Origin of the sequence: Streptomyces coffeae, from assembly GCF_016741875.1 — a bacterium.
Lineage (GTDB): Bacteria > Actinomycetota > Actinomycetes > Streptomycetales > Streptomycetaceae > Streptomyces > Streptomyces coffeae.
In genome coordinates this window covers 202441-221209 of record NZ_JAERRF010000005.1, presented here as the reverse complement: position 1 = coordinate 221209, position 18769 = coordinate 202441, and the positions used below count along the sequence as shown (strand labels likewise).

The 18769-nt window shown below is 70.7% G+C and carries 15 protein-coding genes; 1 reads left to right on the top strand and 14 read right to left on the bottom strand.

Features of this window, described 5'->3' with window-relative positions:
- The first annotated feature begins 440 nt into the window (after window positions 1-440).
- On the top strand, window positions 441-3572 hold the full coding sequence (gene ileS, locus JK363_RS10255) for an isoleucine--tRNA ligase (protein ID WP_201874111.1): 3132 nt from the start codon (window positions 441-443) through the stop codon (window positions 3570-3572).
- 121 nt (window positions 3573-3693) lie between these two features.
- Here the strand turns inward: ileS and JK363_RS10250 are convergent, their stop codons facing one another.
- The 14 genes from JK363_RS10250 to JK363_RS10185 all read right to left on the bottom strand — a co-directional run bounded on the left by JK363_RS10250 (window position 3694) and on the right by JK363_RS10185 (window position 18761).
- Complete coding sequence (locus JK363_RS10250; RefSeq protein WP_201874110.1) at window positions 3694-4122, bottom strand: hypothetical protein; 429 nt, start codon at window positions 4120-4122, stop codon at window positions 3694-3696.
- A gap of 112 nt (window positions 4123-4234) precedes the next feature.
- Window positions 4235-5419 carry a DivIVA domain-containing protein gene (locus JK363_RS10245; RefSeq protein WP_201874108.1) on the bottom strand — a complete coding sequence of 395 codons (1185 nt, stop codon included), beginning with the start codon at window positions 5417-5419 and terminating at the stop codon, window positions 4235-4237.
- 49 nt (window positions 5420-5468) lie between these two features.
- The gene (locus tag JK363_RS10240; RefSeq protein WP_176183480.1) at window positions 5469-5765 is read right to left on the bottom strand and encodes a YggT family protein; all 297 of its coding nucleotides are present in this window, start codon (window positions 5763-5765) and stop codon (window positions 5469-5471) included.
- A gap of 74 nt (window positions 5766-5839) precedes the next feature.
- Complete coding sequence (locus JK363_RS10235) at window positions 5840-6454, bottom strand: cell division protein SepF (protein ID WP_201874106.1); 615 nt, start codon at window positions 6452-6454, stop codon at window positions 5840-5842.
- 123 nt (window positions 6455-6577) lie between these two features.
- The gene (locus JK363_RS10230) at window positions 6578-7297 is read right to left on the bottom strand and encodes a YggS family pyridoxal phosphate-dependent enzyme (RefSeq protein WP_201874104.1); all 720 of its coding nucleotides are present in this window, start codon (window positions 7295-7297) and stop codon (window positions 6578-6580) included.
- A gap of 3 nt (window positions 7298-7300) precedes the next feature.
- The gene (pgeF, locus tag JK363_RS10225) at window positions 7301-8032 is read right to left on the bottom strand and encodes a peptidoglycan editing factor PgeF (protein WP_201874102.1); all 732 of its coding nucleotides are present in this window, start codon (window positions 8030-8032) and stop codon (window positions 7301-7303) included.
- Between the two features lie 40 nt (window positions 8033-8072).
- A complete protein-coding gene (gene ftsZ / locus JK363_RS10220) occupies window positions 8073-9299 on the bottom strand; it encodes a cell division protein FtsZ (protein ID WP_201874100.1) in 1227 nt (408 codons plus the stop codon).
- 276 nt (window positions 9300-9575) lie between these two features.
- Window positions 9576-10373 (bottom strand): cell division protein FtsQ/DivIB, encoded by a 798-nt coding sequence (locus JK363_RS10215; protein ID WP_201874098.1) that lies wholly within the window; start codon window positions 10371-10373, stop codon window positions 9576-9578.
- 13 nt (window positions 10374-10386) lie between these two features.
- Complete coding sequence (gene murG, locus JK363_RS10210; protein ID WP_201874096.1) at window positions 10387-11481, bottom strand: undecaprenyldiphospho-muramoylpentapeptide beta-N-acetylglucosaminyltransferase; 1095 nt, start codon at window positions 11479-11481, stop codon at window positions 10387-10389.
- Between the two features lie 6 nt (window positions 11482-11487).
- Window positions 11488-12939, bottom strand: coding sequence for a putative lipid II flippase FtsW (gene ftsW / locus JK363_RS10205; protein ID WP_215910745.1), 1452 nt, complete (start codon window positions 12937-12939; stop codon window positions 11488-11490).
- 59 nt (window positions 12940-12998) lie between these two features.
- A complete protein-coding gene (murD, locus tag JK363_RS10200; protein ID WP_201874094.1) occupies window positions 12999-14450 on the bottom strand; it encodes a UDP-N-acetylmuramoyl-L-alanine--D-glutamate ligase in 1452 nt (483 codons plus the stop codon).
- Entirely contained in the window at window positions 14447-15514 is a 1068-nt protein-coding gene (mraY, locus tag JK363_RS10195; RefSeq protein WP_201874432.1) for a phospho-N-acetylmuramoyl-pentapeptide-transferase, read from the bottom strand. Before mraY ends, murD begins: the two co-directional genes overlap by 4 nt.
- Window positions 15511-16938 (bottom strand): UDP-N-acetylmuramoyl-tripeptide--D-alanyl-D-alanine ligase, encoded by a 1428-nt coding sequence (locus JK363_RS10190; RefSeq protein WP_201874092.1) that lies wholly within the window; start codon window positions 16936-16938, stop codon window positions 15511-15513. The genes mraY and JK363_RS10190 overlap by 4 nt, the downstream gene beginning before the upstream one ends.
- A 62-nt stretch (window positions 16939-17000) precedes the next feature.
- Entirely contained in the window at window positions 17001-18761 is a 1761-nt protein-coding gene (locus tag JK363_RS10185; RefSeq protein ID WP_201874090.1) for a UDP-N-acetylmuramoyl-L-alanyl-D-glutamate--2,6-diaminopimelate ligase, read from the bottom strand.
- Window positions 18762-18769: the final 8 nt, after the last annotated feature.

Genomic DNA, 18769 nt, shown 5'->3' with positions numbered 1-18769 from the left:
CCCGCCCTACCGCGGGACTCCAGCACCCGGCGTATCGGCATTCGGGTCATCCCCGGGCGGCCCGGTACCTCACTCGGCGCAGTGGGGCGGCAACGGGGAGGGAAGGGAGGCCACGAGCGGACGGTGCGGAAATCGGTCGGCCGCGGTCCGTCCGGCCCCGTACACTGGGCGCAGCGAAAGGCATGGATGGGGACGAGTAGCGTCGTACGCGGCCATGAGCGACCCGGGGACGGTGAGAGCCCGGGGGCGAGCGCGATGTGAAGGATCACCCCGGAGCCGCCGGAAGAACCCCCGCCCAGGGCCAGTAGAACCGGCATCGCGACCCCAATGAGGGGGCCGGGAGCGCAGTGCTTTCGGCCAAGGAGGGTGGTACCGCGGGAGCGCACGGCTCTCGTCCCTCCGGACGGAACGACGAGCGTGTGTCCGCCGGAGGATTCCCGATGACGCTGTACCGCCAGGTGCCCGCCCAGGTCGACCTGCCCGCCCTCGAGCACGCCGTGCTCGACTTCTGGCGGGAGAACAAGATCTTCGCCCGCACCCTCGAGCAGTCCGAGGGCCGGCCGGAGTGGGTCTTCTACGAGGGCCCGCCCACTGCCAACGGCATGCCGGGCGCCCACCACATCGAGGCCCGCGTCTTCAAGGACGTCTTCCCGCGCTTCCGCACCATGCGCGGCTACCACGTCGGCCGCAAGGCGGGCTGGGACTGCCACGGTCTGCCGGTGGAGCTCGCGGTCGAGAAGGAGATGGGGTTCAACGGCAAGAAGGACATCGAGGCGTTCGGCATCGCCGAGTTCAACGCCAAGTGCCGGGAGTCGGTGACCCGGCACACCGACGCCTTCGCCGAGCTGACCCAGCGCATGGGCTACTGGGTGGACCTGGACGACGCGTACCGCACGATGGACCCCGAGTACGTCGAGTCGGTGTGGTGGTCGCTCAAGGAGATCTTCTCCAAGGGGCTGCTGGTCCAGGACCACCGCGTCGCCCCCTGGTGCCCGCGCTGCGGCACCGGTCTGTCCGACCATGAGCTGGCGCAGGGCTACGAGAACATCGTGGACCCCTCGGTCTACGTCCGCTTCCCGCTGACCTCCGGCCCCCTGGCGGGCGAGGCGGCACTGCTCGCCTGGACGACCACGCCCTTCTCCCTGGTGGCCAACTTCGCGGTGGCCGCCCACCCCGAGGTGACCTATGTGGTCGCCACGGACGGCACGGAGAAGCTGGTCGTCGCCGAGGCGCTGGTCGAAAAGGCGCTCGGCGAGGGGTGGCGGACCACGGGCCAGACCTTCACCGGCGCGGAGATGGAGCGCTGGACGTACCAGCGCCCCTTCGAGCTGGTGGAGATCCCCGGAGCGCACTTCGTCGTCAACGCCGACTACGTCACCACGGAGGACGGCACCGGCCTGGTCCACCAGGCCCCCTATGGTGAGGACGACTTCAAGACCTGCCGCGCCTACGGGCTGCCCGTGGTGAACCCGGTCCGCGCGGACGGCACCTTCGAGGAGGAGCTGGACCTGGTCGGCGGCCAGTTCTTCAAGAAGGCCGACGAGAGGCTGGTGGCCGATCTGGAGGCGCGCGGGCTGCTGTTCAAGCACCTGGCGTACGAGCACAGCTACCCGCACTGCTGGCGCTGCCACACCCCGCTGATCTACTATCCCCAGCCGTCCTGGTACATCCGCACCACCGCGGTCAAGGACGCGCTGCTGCGGGAGAACGAGCGGACCAACTGGTATCCCGAATCGGTCAAACACGGTCGTTTCGGTGACTGGCTGAATAACAACATCGACTGGGCGCTGTCCCGCAACCGCTACTGGGGCACCCCGCTGCCCATCTGGCGCTGCGCCGAGGACCACCTCACCTGTGTGGGCTCGCTCGCCGAGCTCTCCGAGCTGACCGGCAGCGACCAGTCCGGACTGGACCCGCACCGTCCGTTCATCGACGAGATCACCTTCACCTGCACCGCGGAGGGCTGCTCGCTCACCGCCGAGCGCGTCCCCGAGGTGATCGACGCCTGGTACGACTCGGGGTCGATGCCCTTCGCGCAGTGGGGCTACCCGTACCGCAACAAGGAGCTGTTCGAGAAGCGCTACCCGGCGCAGTTCATCTCCGAGGCCATCGACCAGACCCGCGGCTGGTTCTACACGCTGATGGCGGTCGGCACCCTGGTCTTCGATAAGTCCTCGTACGAAAACGTGGTCTGCCTCGGTCACATCCTGGCCGAGGACGGTCGGAAGATGTCCAAGCACCTGGGCAACATCCTCCAGCCGATCCCGCTCATGGACCAGCACGGCGCCGACGCGGTCCGCTGGTTCATGGCCGCGGGCGGCTCGCCCTGGGCCGCCCGCCGGGTGGGCCACGGCACCATCCAGGAGGTCGTCCGCAAGACGCTGCTGACCTACTGGAACACGGTCGCCTTCCAGGCCCTGTACGCCCGCACCTCCAACTGGGCGCCCGGCGCGGACGACCCGGCCCCGGCCGACCGCCCGCTGCTCGACCGCTGGCTGCTGGGCGAGCTGGGCACCCTGACCGAGCGGGTCACCCAGGCCATGGAGGCGTACGACACCCAGCGCGCCGGAAAGCTGCTGTCGTCGTTCGTGGACGACCTGTCCAACTGGTACGTGCGCCGCTCGCGCCGCCGCTTCTGGCAGGGCGACGCCGCCGCGCTGCGCACCCTCCACGAGGTCATCGAGACGGTCACCCGGCTGATGGCCCCGCTGGTGCCCTTCATCACCGAACGGGTCTGGCAGGACCTGGTGGTGCCGGTGGCCCCGGAGGCCCCGGAGTCCGTCCACCTGGCGAGCTGGCCGGAGGCCGACCAGGCCATGATCGACCCCACGCTGTCGGGCCAGATGACGCTGGTCCGGCGACTGGTCGAGCTGGGCCGGGCGACCCGGGCCGAGTCCGGGGTGAAGACCCGCCAGCCGCTGTCCCGCGCACTGGTCGCGGCGTCCGGCTTCGAGCAGCTCTCCACCGAACTGCGGGCCCAGATCGAGGAGGAGCTGAACGTCTCCTCCCTCGCCTCGCTGAGCGAGGTCGGCGGCTCACTGGTGGACACCACGGCGAAGGCGAACTTCCGTGCGCTGGGCAAGCGCTTCGGCAAGGGCACCCAGCCGGTCGCCAAGGCCATTGCCGACGCGGACGCGGCGGCGCTGTCGGTGGCCCTGCGCGAGGGCACGGCCTCGGTGGTGGTGGACGGTGAGACGGTCGCCCTCTCCCCGGACGAGGTGATCATCACCGAAACCCCGCGCGAGGGCTGGTCGGTGGCCTCCGACGCGGGCGCCACGGTCGCCCTCGATCTGGAGATCACTCCCGAGCTGCGCCGCGCCGGGCTGGCTCGCGACGCCATCCGGATGATCCAGGAGGCCCGCAAGAACAGCGGTCTCGATGTGGCCGACCGGATCGCGCTGCGCTGGGAGTCGGCGGACGAGGAGCTCCGCCGGGCGCTCACCGACCACGCGGGTCTGATCGCTGACGAGGTCCTCGCCACGGACTTCGCCTCGGGCGAGGGCGACTCCGGCTACGGCGAGCCCTTCACCGACGAGCCGCTCGGGCTGACGTTCCGCCTCCGCAAGGCGTAACGCTCCCGCACCCGAAGGGGCGCGGGGCTGTGTCGATGTGCGGCTCCGCCGCGTGGGCGCGACCAGCCACGACGCAGCCGCGGACGCATGACGGCACTCCGCGGCACTTCCCGCGGAGCGCTTAGTCGAGGCCGAGCCGCTCGGCCAGCGGCTGGTCCGGCCCCGCGCTCACATACAACAGGTGCTGCGCAAGGTCGTTGGGGCTGGGGCCCACGGTGAAACCCCCGGTGGTGAGGATCCGGTCGATGGCGTCCCTCATGGCTTCGCCCAGCCCGGACAGATGCCGTGCCAGGGTCTCCTGCGGATGCTGCTGCCGTGCGCCGTCCACGAACGCGGACCACAGCCAGGGGTGGGCCCGCCATCCCACATAGACCCCGCCGGCGCTGTCGCCACCCGGGTCGATGTCCACCTGCGCCCCGGCGCTGACGCGGAAGTCCATCTCCGGTATCACCGGCAGCCCCGCCGCGGCGAGATGGGTGCACACCTGGTCGGCGAGGCGCCGCCACCGCTCCGGGGTGGAGGGGTCGGCCTGCTGGTATCCGGGCGGCATGACCGCAGGCCAGCAGCGGGTCCAACACGGCAAGGGCCGGGCCCCGGGAGGATCCTCCCGGGGCCCGGCCCCTGTGATTGCCGAGACGGTGACGCGCTGGACGCGCGCAGCGTCAGTTGTCGTCCTCGTCGATGAGGAAGCCCCGCATCGGGCTGGGCGCCTGCTGCATCGGCTGCGGACTCTGCGGCCGCACCGGTGCCATCGGCTGGGTCATCGCGGGCGACATCTGCTGCTGGCCGCCGTAGGACGGACCGCCGCCGTTCTGCCCGTGACCGCCGCCCATGGGCTGGTTGCCGCCCATCGTGTTGCCGCCCATGGTGTGGCCGCCCATCGTGCCGGCACCGGCCGAGGCCATGGAGCCGCTCATCGAGGGGGACGGCGGCAGCGAGGCGGTCGCCGGGGTGCGCGGCGGGGCCAGCGAGTCATCGGCCTGGTTCTCCAGCTGGCGCAGCTGGCTCTCCAGGTACGACTTCAGCCGCGTGCGGTACTCGCGCTCGAAGCCGCGCAGGTCCTCGACCTTGCGCTCCAGCGTGGCTCGAGCGGACTCCAGGGAGCCCATCGCCACACGGTGCTTCTCCTGCGCGTCCCGCTCCAGGGCGTCGGCCTTGGCGCGGGCGTCCCGCTCCAGGCCCTCGGCGCGGCTACGGGCCTCGCCGACGATCTTGTTGGCCTCGGAACGGGCCTCCGCGATCGCCTGGTCGGCGGTCTGCTGCGCGAGCGAGAGCACCCGCGCGGCGCTGTCGCCGCCCGGGCCCTGACCCGGCTGCGGCAGCTGGGGGCCGCCGGGACCACCGGGACCGCCCATCGGGCCACCCATGGGGCCGCCGGGGCCCATGGGACCGTTCTGACCCATCGGACCGGGTCCGCCCTGCTGCATCGGACCAGGTCCGCCCTGCTGCATCGGACCGGGTCCGCCCTGCTGCATCGGTCCGGGGCCGTTCTGGCCCATCGGGCCGGCCGGCAGCTGCGGGGCACCACCCGGAAGTTGGGGCGGGCCACCCATCTGCTGCTGGCCGGGCGGCACCGGCTGCGGTCCGGATATGGCGGCGGGGACAGGTGCCCCCGGCCTCTCCTGCTGTTCGGGAGGCTTGCGCATGCCTTGTTGCTGCTGGCTCTGCGCGGCGGCCCTGGTGGCGGCCGCCAGCTTGGCGCGCAGGTCCTCGTTCTCCCGCAACAGCCGGGTCAGTTCGGCTTCGACCTCATCGAGGAAGGCATCGACCTCGTCCTCGTCATAGCCTTCTCGGAGGCGGACGGTCGTGAACTGCTTGTTCCGCACGTCCTCGGGGGTCAACGGCATCTCTACTTCACCTCAACGTAGTCGTCGGCAATCGGCAAGACCGTATCGTTCACACGCTGCTCGCAAAATTGCTCACGACGGTGATCAGGATCCAGACGATGATCATCAGCACGAAGAAGGACAGGTCGAGCGCCACACCCCCGAGACGCAGCGGTGGAATAAACCGCCGCAAGAGCTTGAGTGGCGGATCGGTCACAGTGTAGGTGGCCTCGAGGATGACCACCATCGCCCGACCGGGTTGCCACGAGCGTGCGAACTGGAAGACGTAGTCCATCACCAGCCGGAAGATCAGCACGATCAGGAAGCAGTACAGCGCGATGTAGACCACCTGTAGTGCGATGCCCATCCCGCGCGTCCCTCTCCCCTGTGTCGTACTGGGCCTCGCGGCCCGAAGATGACTCGATGTTGCCGTGTTGCGTCTCAGCTCTGGTTGAAGAATCCGCCCTCTGCGATACGGGCCTTGTCCTCCGCCGTGACATCGACGTTAGCAGGAGACAACAGGAACACCTTCTGCGTCACCCGCTCAATGCTCCCATGGAGACCGAACACGAGTCCGGCGGCAAAGTCGACAAGTCGCTTCGCATCCGTGTCGTCCATCTCCGTCAGATTCATGATCACCGGAGTGCCCTCACGGAAGTGTTCCCCGATGGTACGGGCCTCGTTGTAGGTCCGCGGGTGCAGCGTGGTGATGCGGTAGGGCTCCCGCTCGGACACGACCTTGGGCATGATCACCGGTGCGTTCTTCTCCAAGTTCTGACGTTCAGGTGTGATGGACGCCACGGGTGCGATTCGCGCGGGTCGTCCGGTTTCCACCGCGAGCGGAGCGGGTTCACGCTGTGCGGGGGGATGGACGACTCGCACAGATTCGCCCCTTTCCGGGCGAGGTTCGGTCTCCACCACCTGGTGCCGCCGACGGTCCCGTTCGGGCTCCGGCTCGGGCTCGAAATCGTCATCGGGGTCGAACCCCCGGCCGTCGTACCCATCGTCCTCCACGAGGCCGAGGTAGACCGCCATCTTGCGCATCGCGCCGGCCATTCTCTGCGTCCTCCGCTCTGTGGTGGATCGGCTCCGCCACCGGATGCCATGGATCCACGTGGCCCGCCCGCCTTTTGACGGGAATGACCATATTTTCTGCTGTGGTCCGACTTCTTCGCGACGTTACCGGAGCGGGGGTCGGACTCCGAGTACCGCGGTGCCGACGCGCACATGTGTCGCTCCCGCCGCCACCGCTTCCTCCAGGTCCGAGCTCATTCCCGCGGAGACCATGTTCGCAGCCGGATGGGCGGCGCGCAGGCGGGATGAGATTTCCATCAGCCGGTCGAACGCCGCCCGCGGCCGCCCCGCGTAAGGGCCGGCCAGCGGCGCGACGGTCATCAGACCGTCCAGCCGCAGCCCTTCGGCCGCGATCACGGACTCGGCCAGCGACTCCACTCCGTCCGGTCCGACCCCTCCCCGCGATCCCCGCTCACCGGAGTCCACGTCGAGGGCGACCTGAAGCAGGACGCCCATCTCCCGGGCGGCACGCACCGCCGCTCCGGAGAGAGCGTCGACCAATCGCTTGCGATCGACAGATTGCACCACATCGGCATAACTGGAGACGGAACGTACCTTATTGGTCTGCAATTGCCCCACAAAGTGCCAGATCAACGGCAGATCCGCGCATTCGGCTGCTTTGGGCCCCGCCTCCTGGTCGCGGTTCTCGGCGACATGCCGTACGCCCAGTTCCGCCAGCAAACGGACGTCGCCGGCCGGGTACGTCTTGGTGACCACGATCAGGGTCACCTCTTCGCGCTTGCGACCGGCGGCGGCGCAGGCCGCGGAGATACGTTCCTCCACCTGGGCCAGGTTCGCGGCCAGTTCCGTCTCGCGATCCGTCACAGCTCAGCCGTCCAACCACACATAGCTCGCGAGCCTCCCGGTGGTGCGCTCGCGCCGGTAGGAGAAGTGGTCCGCCGATTCCAGCGTGCAGATGTGAGATTGTCCATCCATCTCGACGCCGGATCGGGCGAGTTGGGCCCGTACACCCGCGGCCACATCGACCGCCGGGGTGCCCCAGCCGGTCTCGGCCCATGCCTCGGGAACCGTCTCCGCGACCTCGGCGCGCATCGCCGCGGGCACCTCGTAGCAGCGTCCGCACACCGAGGGGCCGGTGCGGGCGATGATCCGGGCGGGGTCGGCGCCCCGCGCCGTCATCGCCTCGACCACCGCCGGGACCACCCCGGCGACCAGGCCCGGCCGTCCGGCGTGGGCGGCCCCGGCCACGCCTGCCACCGGATCGGCGAGCAGCACCGGGGTGCAGTCGGCGGTGAGAACGGCCAGAGCCAGCCCCCGACGCGTCGTCACTACGGCGTCCACCGCGGGGATCTCGTCGCCGGTCCATGGGCCATCGACCACCGCGACGTCCCGGCCGTGCACCTGGTTCATCCAGACCACCGCGGCCGGGTCCAGGTCCAGCGCCTTGGCGGCCAGCTCGCGGTTGGCGCGTACGGCCTGGGGGGCGTCGCCGACCGCGCCGCCGAGATTGAGCTCGTCATACGGAGCGGCGCTCACCCCGCCCCACCGGTCGGTGAAGGCGAAGTGCGCGCCGCTCGCGTCGTGCTGTTGCGCTATCACTGCTGGATCTCAGGGTCGCCGTGGAGCCATCTCACCGGGCTCACTTCAGGAAGTCCGGGACGTCCAGCTCCTCGGCCTGGCTCTCCGGGTAGGGCCGGGCCGGGGGGACCTGGGGGGTGACCGGAGGTGCCGGGACCTCGGCCACCGGCGTGGGGTCCGCCGGGGCGGGCTCCTCCTCGCGCGGGGTGACGCTGCCGAGTCCGCCGAAGGACGGCCTGGGTTCCGGGGTGGACGGGCGGCTCATGGAGCTGCTCGAGCCTTCCTCGCGGCTGCCGCCGCTGTACGACCCGAGCACCTTGTCGCGGTTCTTCGCGGGCGGCTGGCCGCCGTCGAAACCGGCGGCGATCACGGTGACCCGGACCTCGTCGCCCAGCGCGTCGTCGATCACGGCACCGAAGATGATGTTCGCCTCGGGGTGGGCGGCCTCGCTCACCAGCTGGGCGGCCTCGTTGATCTCGAACAGACCGAGGTCGGAGCCGCCGGAGATGGAGAGCAGCACGCCCCGGGCGCCGTCGATGGACGCCTCCAGCAGCGGCGAGGAGATGGCCATCTCGGCCGCGGCCACCGCGCGGTCGTCACCGCGGGCCGAGCCGATGCCCATGAGCGCCGAGCCCGCCTCGGACATCACGGACTTGACATCGGCGAAGTCGAGGTTGATCAGGCCCGGGGTGGTGATCAGGTCGGTGATGCCCTGGACACCCGACAGCAGCACCTGGTCCGCGGACTTGAACGCGTCGAGCACGCTCACCTGACGGTCCGAGATGGACAGCAGGCGGTCGTTCGGGATCACGATCAGGGTGTCGACCTCGTCGCGCAGTCCCGCGATGCCGTCCTCGGCCTGGTTGGCGCGGCGGCGGCCCTCGAAGGTGAACGGACGGGTGACCACACCGATCGTCAGTGCGCCCAGCGACCGGGCGATGTTGGCGACCACCGGAGCACCGCCGGTGCCGGTGCCGCCGCCCTCGCCCGCCGTCACGAAGACCATGTCGGCCCCCTTGAGGACCTCCTCGATCTCCTCGCGGTGGTCCTCGGCGGCCTTGCGACCGACGTCGGGGTTGGCACCCGCACCGAGGCCGCGCGTGAGCTCGCGGCCGACGTCGAGCTTGACGTCGGCGTCACTCATCAGCAGGGCCTGCGCATCGGTGTTGATCGCGATGAACTCGACGCCCTTGAGCCCGACCTCGATCATCCGGTTGATGGCATTCACGCCACCGCCGCCGATGCCGACGACCTTGATGACTGCGAGGTAGTTCTGCGGTGCTGCCACGTCGAAGGCCTCTCGCCTCGAGTTACGTGTCGCCACCCCGCTGTTGTCGCGGTGCGCCGACTGATGCCGAATGGGACGGTTCCGATTGCCGACCCCAACCCTAACGCTGAAGTTTAGGGTTACCAGTGCCTCTGTTTCCCGGACTCTTCGGAACAGGACACTAAGTCGACAAGTGGCGCGCGTTCAATGAACACGCCGAACCTCCCGCTTTTCTTTTCACCCTATGTGATCACCCAGTGGGCAAGCCAACCAGGGTGCTGGCCAGGGTCTATCACGTCAACTGCGAGACACCGCGGGGGCGCTCGGCGCACTGACGTCGAAGTGGTCCGCGTCCGGCCGCGCTTTCATGAGCGCGGTGAGGGTCCGCGCCTTCGCCGTCCCGCGCTCCCCGCTGCCCCAGGCGACCGTACGCCCACGGGTGAGGACCAGTGTGATCGAGTCGTACGAGCGGACCCGGAGGGAACGGGCCTCCCGGCGGACCGCCGTGGGGAGTTGGGTGACCACGCGGACCGCCTCCCGGCGCAGTCTGGCGGCGCCGAAATGGCGTGAACTCGGCGACCGGTCCGGCTCCATTTCCAGCAGCGGAACACCCTTCGGACGCTTGACCGAGGTCGCGAACCGTACGCCGTGAGCGTCCACTTCGCGGAACTTCCCGCCCTCTTGGACAATCGCTTCGGCCTTGCGTTCCGTCACATCCAGACTGATGGTGTGCGGCCATGACCGGGATACCGTCACTTTCGCTATCCGCGGCAGCCGGTCCCGCAAGCGGCGTTCGATCCCGGCGGTATCCACACTCACCAGCGGGGTGTCCGGGGATACGTCCGCGGCCTCGCGGACCTCGCCGGCGGTGAGCTCCCGGGTGCCGGTGACCGTCACCCGCTCGGCACGCAGCCAGCTCGAGCCGTAGAACACCCAGACGCCCGCGGCGGCCAGCAGGGTCAGGGTCACCACGATCACCAGCAGGGTGCGGCGGCGGGGCAGCCGCGGCCTGCGGCGCGCAGGGAAAACGCTCGGGAGCGGGCCGGACGACGACGTCCGTCGGGTACCGCTCTTGGCGGTCGTCGGTCCGGCCACGCTCCCTGCCTTCTCACGCCTGGCGGCGTGCCGCGATTGCCTCGTACACCATGCCGACCAGCAGCTCGTCGGCGTCCCGGCGGCCGAATTCGGCGGCGCGCCGGGACATGTCGTACAGCCGGTGCGGGTCGCCGAGCACCGGGAGCACATGGTTCTGCACCCACTCGGGGGTCAGCTCGGCGTCGTCGACCAGCAGCCCGCCGCCCGCCTTGACCAGCGGCTGGGCGTTGAGCCGCTGCTCGCCGTTGCCGATGGGCAGGGGCACATAGGCGGCCGGAAGCCCGACGGCGGACAGCTCGGCGACGGTCATCGCGCCCGCGCGGCAGAGCATCATGTCGGCCGCGGCGTACGCGAGGTCCATCCGGTCCACGTACGGTACCGGGATATAGGGCGGCATTCCGGGCATGTTGTCCACATGCGGCAGTTCGTTTTTCGGGCCGACCGCGTGCAGCACCTGGATCCCGGCGCGCTGGAGGAACGGGGCGACCGCCTGGACCACCTCGTTGAGCCTGCGGGCGCCCTGCGAACCGCCGGAGACCAGCAGCGTGGGCAGGTTGGGGTCGAGACCGAAGGCCGCGCGCGCCTCGGGCCGGACCGCGGCCCGGTCCAGGGTGGCGATCGAGCGGCGCAGCGGAATGCCGACGTAGTGGGCGTTACGGAGCTTGCTGTCCGGGGTGGAGACCGCGACGTACTTGGCGTAGCGGGAGCCGATCTTGTTGGCGAGACCGGGCCGGGCGTTGGCCTCGTGGACCACGATCGGCACCCCGAGGCGCTTGGCGGCCAGATAGCCGGGCAACGCCACATAGCCGCCGAAGCCGACCACACAGTCGGCCTTGGTGCGCTCCAGGATCTGCTCGGCCGCCTTGATGGTGCCGCGCAGCCGCCCGGGGACGGTGATCAGCTCGGGGGTGGGCTTGCGCGGCAGCGGTACGGCCGGGATCAGCCCGAGTTCATAGCCGCGCTCGGGCACGAGCCGGGTCTCGAGCCCCCGCTCCGTGCCGAGCGCCGTGATCCCCACGGTCGGGTCCTGCCTGCGCAGGGCGTCCGCGAGGGCGAGCGCGGGCTCGATGTGGCCGGCGGTCCCCCCACCGGCGAGTACAACATGCACCGAAATTCACCGCTCTCCGGACGGCCGCTTCTTGCTGAGCCGTCTCATCGTCTTCCGTCTCACCCGAGCCAGCTTCTTCCGCAAAGCAGGCTGCCGCGTGGCCAGTGCCGCCCGCGCGGCGGGCTCTGCCCGTGCGAAGGCGATCAGCAGACCGACGGCGAACATGGTCGGCAGCAGGGCGGACCCTCCGTAGGAGAACAGCGGGAGCGGAACCCCGGCGATCGGCAGCAGACCGAGCACCGCGCCGATGTTGATCACGGCCTGGGCCGTGATCCAGGTGGTCACGCCTCCCGCGGCGTACCTCACGAAGGGGTCCTCCGTGCGTCCGGCCACGCGGATACCCGCATAGCCTAGAGCCGCGAAGAGAACGAGGACCGACAGCGTCCCCGCCAGGCCGAGTTCCTCCCCGGTAATGGCGAAGATGAAGTCGGTATGCGGTTCAGGCAGTTCGCCCCATTTCTCCATGGATGCCCCGAGTCCGGAGCCGAACCAGCCGCCGTTGGCGAGGGCGTAGATTCCGTGCACCGCCTGCCAGCATTGATCATGGTCTCCGGGCTCGGTGGCGCCGATGCAGGCGAGCCGGGACATCCGGTTGGCGCTGGTCTTGATCAGCACCACCCCGACCGCACCGGCGAACGCCAGCACACCCACGAACATCCGGGTGGGGGCGCCGGCCAGCCAGAGCAGGCCGAACAGGATCGCGGTGAGAATGATCGCAGTGCCCATGTCACCGCCCAGCATGATCAGGCCGAGCAGCATCCCCGTGGCGGGCACCAGCGGCACCAGCAGATGCTTCCACTGGGCCAGCAGCCTCTTGTCCTGTTTGCGGGCCAGCAGATCGGCTCCCCACAGCACCAGCGCCAGCTTGCTGAACTCGCTGGGCTGGAGGAGGAACGGGCCGCCGAAGGAGATCCAGTTGCGGTTGCCGTTGACCGAGATGCCCATCCCGGGCACCTGGACCAGACACATCAGAAAGACCGAGACCGCGAGCAGCGGATAGGCGAAGGCACGGTGCAGCTTGATGGGCATACGCACCGCCAGCAGCATCAGCGAGCCGCCCAGCGCCGCCGCGAAGAGCTGCTTGCGGAAGAAGTACGACGGGGCCAGACCGGACTGCAACGCCTTGATCTGCGAGGCCGAGTAGACCATCACCAGGCCCAGCACCGTGATCAGCAGCGCACCGCCGAGGACCAGGTAGTACGCGGTGAGCGGCCGGTCCCAGGCCCGCCGGGCGCGCTGCTGCGTGCGGCGCAGCGACTCCAGCACCGAGGTCCGGGTGGGACGGCGCGGCAGCCTGGGGCCGCGGCCGCCGCCGCGCGGGCGCGCGAGAACCGCCGCACGCCCTCCGGCGCGCACGGCCGCCCGCACGCGCGGCGCCGCGCCCGCGCGGGGCGCGGTGCGGCGCGCGCCCGGTGCGCTCGGCCGGGATCGCGGGGCGGCGGGCTGGTCAGGCGTCATCTCGTATCCCCTCCGGATTCCCCGCGCGAGCGGCCCACGCGCGGGGACGGACCGGCGGGCTACCGGTCGTCCGGGACCCGGCCGGAGGCCAGATCGTGGACCGCCGCGGCGAAGGCGTCGCCCCGCTTGTTGTAGTTGACGAACATGTCCATCGAGGCGCAGGCCGGTGCCATCAGGACGGTATCGCCCGGCCGGGCGAGCCGGGCCGCTTCGCGCACAGCCGCCGCCATCGCCCCAGTGTCGGTCCGCTCGAGGTCCACGACCGGGACATCCGCTGCGTGTCGCGCGAGCGCTTCGCGGATCAGCGCGCGGTCGGCGCCGATCAGCACCACCCCGCGCAGCCGCTTGGCGGCCGACACCACCAGCTCGTCGAAGGTGGCGCCCTTGGCCAGCCCGCCCGCGATCCACACGATGTGCTCGTAGGCGCCCAACGACGCCTCGGCGGCATGGGTGTTCGTGGCCTTGGAGTCGTCGACGTAGGCGACCCCGCCGACGTCCGCGACATGCTCCACCCGGTGCGGGTCCGGGCGGAAGGCGCGCAGGCCGTCGCGGACGGCCGCGGGCGGCACCCCGTAGGCGCGGGCCAGGGCCGCCGCGGCGAGCGCGTTGGCGATGTTGTGGGGCGCCGGGGGGTTCACATCGGAGACCTCGGCGAGCTCCTGCGCCTGCTTCTGCCGGTTCGCCACGAAGGCCCGGTCGACGAGGATGTTCTCGACCACGCCGAGCTGGGAGGGGCCGGGGGTGCCGAGGGTGAAGCCGATCGCCCGGCAGCCCTCCTCGACGTCGGCCGCGCGCACCAGATCCTCGGTGGCCGGGTCGGCGACGTTGTAGACGCACGCCACCTGGTTGCCCTCGTAGATCCGGCCCTTGTCGGCCGCGTAGGCCGCCATGGAGCCGTGCCAGTCGAGGTGGTCGGGGGCGAGGTTGAGCACCGCCCCGGAGTGGGCGCGCAGCGAGGGCGCCCAGTGCAGCTGGTAGCTGGACAGCTCGACCGCCAGCACGTCGTACGGCTCGTCGCCGAGCACGATGTCCAGCAGCGAGACGCCGATGTTGCCGACGGCCGCGGTGCGCAGCCCGGCGGCCTCCAGGATGCAGGCCAGCATCCGCACCGTGGTGGTCTTGCCGTTGGTGCCGGTGACCGCAAGCCACGGCGGCGCGTCCACGCCCCGCAGCCGCCACGCCAGCTCCACATCGCCCCAGACCGGCACCCCGGCCTCCGCGGCGGCCAGGAACAGCGGGCTGGTGGGCTTCCAGCCGGGCGTGGTGACGACCAGTTCGGTCCCCTCGGGGAGAGTGTCGCCGTCGCCGAGCCGGACGGTGATGCCCAGCGGCTCCAGTTCGGCGGCCTGGGCGCGCTGCGGCTCGCCGTCGCTGCCGTTGACGACGGTGACCTCGGCCCCGAGGCCCCGCAGCGCACGCGCCGCGGGGACCCCGGAGACGCCGAGCCCGGCGACGGTGACCCGCCGGCCGGCGAGGTCGGTCACATCGGGGCCGGTGGCGGGGGACGTCACTGGGCCCGCCAGCCCGCGTAGAAGAGACCGAGTCCGACGATCACGCACATGCCCTGGATGATCCAGAACCGGACCACCACAAGGACCTCGCTCCACCCCTTGAGTTCGAAGTGGTGTTGGAGCGGAGCCATCCGGAAGACCCGCTTCCCGGTGAGCCGGAAGGAGCCGACCTGGATGACCACGGACATGGTGATCAGGACGAACAGACCGCCGAGGAGGGCCAGCAGCAGCTCCGTACGGGAGCAGATGGCCAGACCCGCCAGTGCGCCGCCGAGGGCGAGCGAGCCGGTGTCCCCCATGAAGATCTTTGCGGGTGAGGTGTTCCACCACAGGAAGCCGAAGCAGGCGCCCATCAGCGCGGAGGCCACGACCGCGAGGTCGAGCGGATCCCGGACTTCGAAACACGACGAGGGGTTGGTGAGGGTGTCCGCGTTGGCGCAGGCCTCCTGGTACTGCCAGACGCCGATGAAGGTGTACGCGCCGAAGACCATGACCGAGGCGCCGGTGGCCAGACCGTCGAGGCCGTCGGTGAGGTTCACACCGTTCGACATCGCCAGGATCATGAACAGCGCCCAGATCGCGAAGATCACCGGGCCGAAGGTCCAGCCGAAGTCCTGGACGAAGGAGAGCCGGTCGGAGGCCGGGGTCTGCCCGCGCGAGTCCGCGAAGTTCAGCGAGAGGATCGCGAAGGCGATACCGACGATCAGCTGTCCGGCCATCTTCGCCTTGGCCCGCAGGCCCAGGCTCCGCTGTTTGACGATCTTGATGTAGTCGTCGAGGAAGCCGACCAGGCCCATCCCCGCGAAGAGGAAGAGCACCAGCACCCCGGAGAAGGTCGGCGGCTTCCCGGTGATCACCTTCGTCACGGCGTACGCGATCAGCGTGGCCAGGATGAAGGCGATACCACCCATGGTCGGCGTGCCGCGCTTGCTGCCGTGCGTCCGCGGGCCGTCGTCCCGGATGTACTGGCCATAGCCCTTGCGGGCCAGCAGCTTGATCAGCAGCGGGGTGCCCACCAGGGTCAGGAAGAGCCCGATGGCTCCCGCGAAGAGGATCTGCCTCATGCCCATCGGCCGGCGACCTCACCCTCACCCTCGAGCAATGCCTGCGCCAGCCGCTCCAGGCCGACCGACCTGGACGCCTTCACCAACACGACGTCCCCCGGTCGCAGCTCGCTCCGCAGCAGCTCGACCGCTGCCCGCACGTCGGACACGTGCACCGACTCCTCACCCCACGAACCCTCGTTCTTGGCGCCCATGTCCAGCCAGGCGGCCTCCTGGCCACCGACCGCCACGAGCTTGCTGACGTTGAGCCGGACGGCCAGCCGCCCGACCGCGTCGTGCTCGGCGAGAGACTCCTCACCCAGCTCGGCCATCCGGCCCAGCACCGCCCACGTACGACGCCCCGGTGTAGCGGCGCCCATGGCGACCAGCGCCCGCAGCGCGGCTCTCATGGACTCGGGGTTCGCGTTGTAGGCGTCGTTGACGACCGTCACGCCGTCCGAGCGCTCGGTGACCTCCATCCGCCAGCGGGAGAGCTGTCCCGCTTCGGAGAGCGCCACGGCGATCTCGTCGACGGACATGCCCGACTCATGGGCGACGGCGGCCGCGGCGAGCGCGTTCGACACGTGGTGCTCACCGTACAGGCGCATGGTCACTTCGCTGCACCCGGTAGGGGTGTGAAGTGTGAAGGCGGGCCGACCACCGTCGGCGAGCCGGACATTTACCGCGCGTACGTCGGCGTCCTCGCTCTCGCCGAACAGCACCGTACGGGCCGCGGTACGGGACGCCATGGCGCGCACCAGGGGGTCGTCGGCGTTGAGCACCGCCACTCCGCCGTCCTCGGCCGCGGGCAGCGCCTCGACCAGTTCGCCCTTGGCCTCGGCGATGGCCTCCCGGCCGCCGAACTCCCCGATGTGGGCGGTGCCGACGTTGAGGACGAGGCCGATCCGGGGCGGGGTGAGGTCCGTCAGGTACCGGATGTGGCCCTTGCCGCGGGCGCCCATCTCCAGCACCAGGTGCTCGGTGGTCTCGTCGGCGGTCAGCGCGGTCAGCGGCAGCCCGATCTCGTTGTTGAGCGAACCCGGCGTCCACACGGTGGGGCCGTGGCGCTGGAGCGCTTGCGCGATCAGGTCCTTGGTGCTGGTCTTGCCCGCGGAGCCGGTGAGCGCCACCACGGAGGTGCCCAGGCGCTTCACGACGGCGCGCGCCAGCGCCCCCATGGCGGCGATGACATCGGGCACGACGATCGTGGGGACCTGGTCGACCGGGCGGGTGGCCAGAACCGCCACCGCGCCCGCCTCGACCGCGCCGTGCGCGAAGTCATGGCCGTCCACGCGCTCTCCGGCGAGCGCGGCGAAGAGGCTGCCGGGGCGCACCTCACGGGAGTCGATCACGACCGGACCCGTGACCTTCAGATCGAGGTCCGGTATGTCGTGCGGCTGCCCACCGACGAGGCCGGCGATCTCGGTGAGGGACAGTGCGATCACTGATCACCTCCGGCCGTGCGGGAGAGCTGCCTGGAGGGGGCTGGTGCACGCATGGCGGTCTGTCATCCCTGGTTGTCTTGATGTTTGTCCCAGTGCTGTCCGTTCACCCCGGGGCGATCGGACTGGCGCTGTCTGGTCCGCTCGCTCAGCTCGATGGCTTCGCGGAGGACTTGGCGGTCGTCGAAGGCGCGGACCACTCCGGCGATGTCCTGGCCCAGTTCATGGCCCTTGCCCGCGATGAGGACGGTGTCCCCGGGTTCGGCGCGGGCCACGGCGGCCGCGATGGCGTTCGCCCGGTCCTCCTCGACGAGTACGTCGCCGCGCTCGTGCGCGGGCACCTCGGCGGCGCCCGCGAGCATGGCGGCGAGGATCGCGAGGGGGTCCTCGGAGCGGGGGTTGTCGGAGGTCAGTACGGCGGTGTCGGCGTACCGCGCGACCGCGGCGCCCATGGGCCCGCGCTTGAGCCGGTCGCGGTCGCCGCCGCAGCCGAGGACGGCGTGCAGTTTGCCCTCGGTGACCTTGCGCAGGGCGCGCAGCACCGACTCCACGGCGTCGGTCTTGTGCGCGTAGTCGACCACGGCGAGGTACGGCTGGCCCGCGTCCACGCGCTCCAGCCGCCCCGGCACCCCGGGGACGGCGGCCACGCCGTCGGCGGCCGTCTGCGGGTCGACCCCGGCGACGACGAGGGCCACGATGGCGGCGAGCGCGTTGGCCACGTTGAAGGGGCCCGGGAGGGGCGCGGCGGCGCGTACGGACTCGCCGTTCGGGCCGAGCGCGGTGAAGGTCGAGCCGAGCGGGCCGACCTCGACGTCGTCGGCGCGCCAGTGGGCGTCGGGGTGGCCCTCCGCGGAGAAGGTGGTGACCGGCACCTCGGCCTGCTCCACCAGCCGCTTGCCGTACTCGTCGTCGTAGTTGATCACCGCGGCCCGGCTGCGGGCCTTGGTGAACAGCTGTGCCTTGGCCTGGAAGTAGTCCTCCATCCCGGAGTGGAACTCCATGTGCTCCGGGCTGAGGTTGTTGAAGACGGCGACGTCGAAGACACAGCCGTCGACCCGGCCGAGGACCAGGGCGTGGCTGGAGACCTCCATGACGACCGAGCGGACGTCGCGCTCGCGCATCACCGCGAACAGCGCCTGGAGGTCGGTGGCCTCCGGGGTGGTGCGTTCGGACTTGATCCGCTCGTCGCCGATCCGCGTCTCGACGGTGCCGATCAGACCGGTGAGGCCGCCGTTGTCCTTCGCGGCAGCCTTGAGGCCGCCCTCGATGAGGTACGCGGTGGTGGTCTTGCCGGAGGTGCCGGTGATGCCCAGCTGCAACAGGGCGCGGCCCGGCTCGTCGTAGATCGTGGCGGCCAGCGCGCCCATCCGGCCGCGCGGGTTGTCCACGGCCAGCACCGGCAGACCGGTGGCGGCGGCGCGCTCGGCGCCCGCCGGGTCGGTCAGCACGGCCGCCGCGCCGAGATCGGCGGCCTGGGCGGCGAAGTCCGCGCCGTGCAGACGGGCGCCGGACAGGGCGGCGTACACATCGCCGGGGCGCACGGCGCGCGAGTCATGGGTGATCCCGGTGGCCGCGGCACCGGCCGGCGCTTCGGGGGCATCGACGCCCAGCTGATCCGCCAGCTCCGCCAGGGGGACCGGGCGAACCTGGAAGGGGCGGGGCGCTCCTGGATATTCCACAGAAACGTCCTTCTGAGGGGTTTGCGACTGATCAGCGTGGGGCACGGCGGTGAGCGTACCCGGGACACCCGCTCCCCCGCGAAATGAGGCGGCGAACCGGGGCGGAACCGGCCCGCGGTTCCCTGGGTCCGGCGTGATCGTCGTCACTGCTGGGT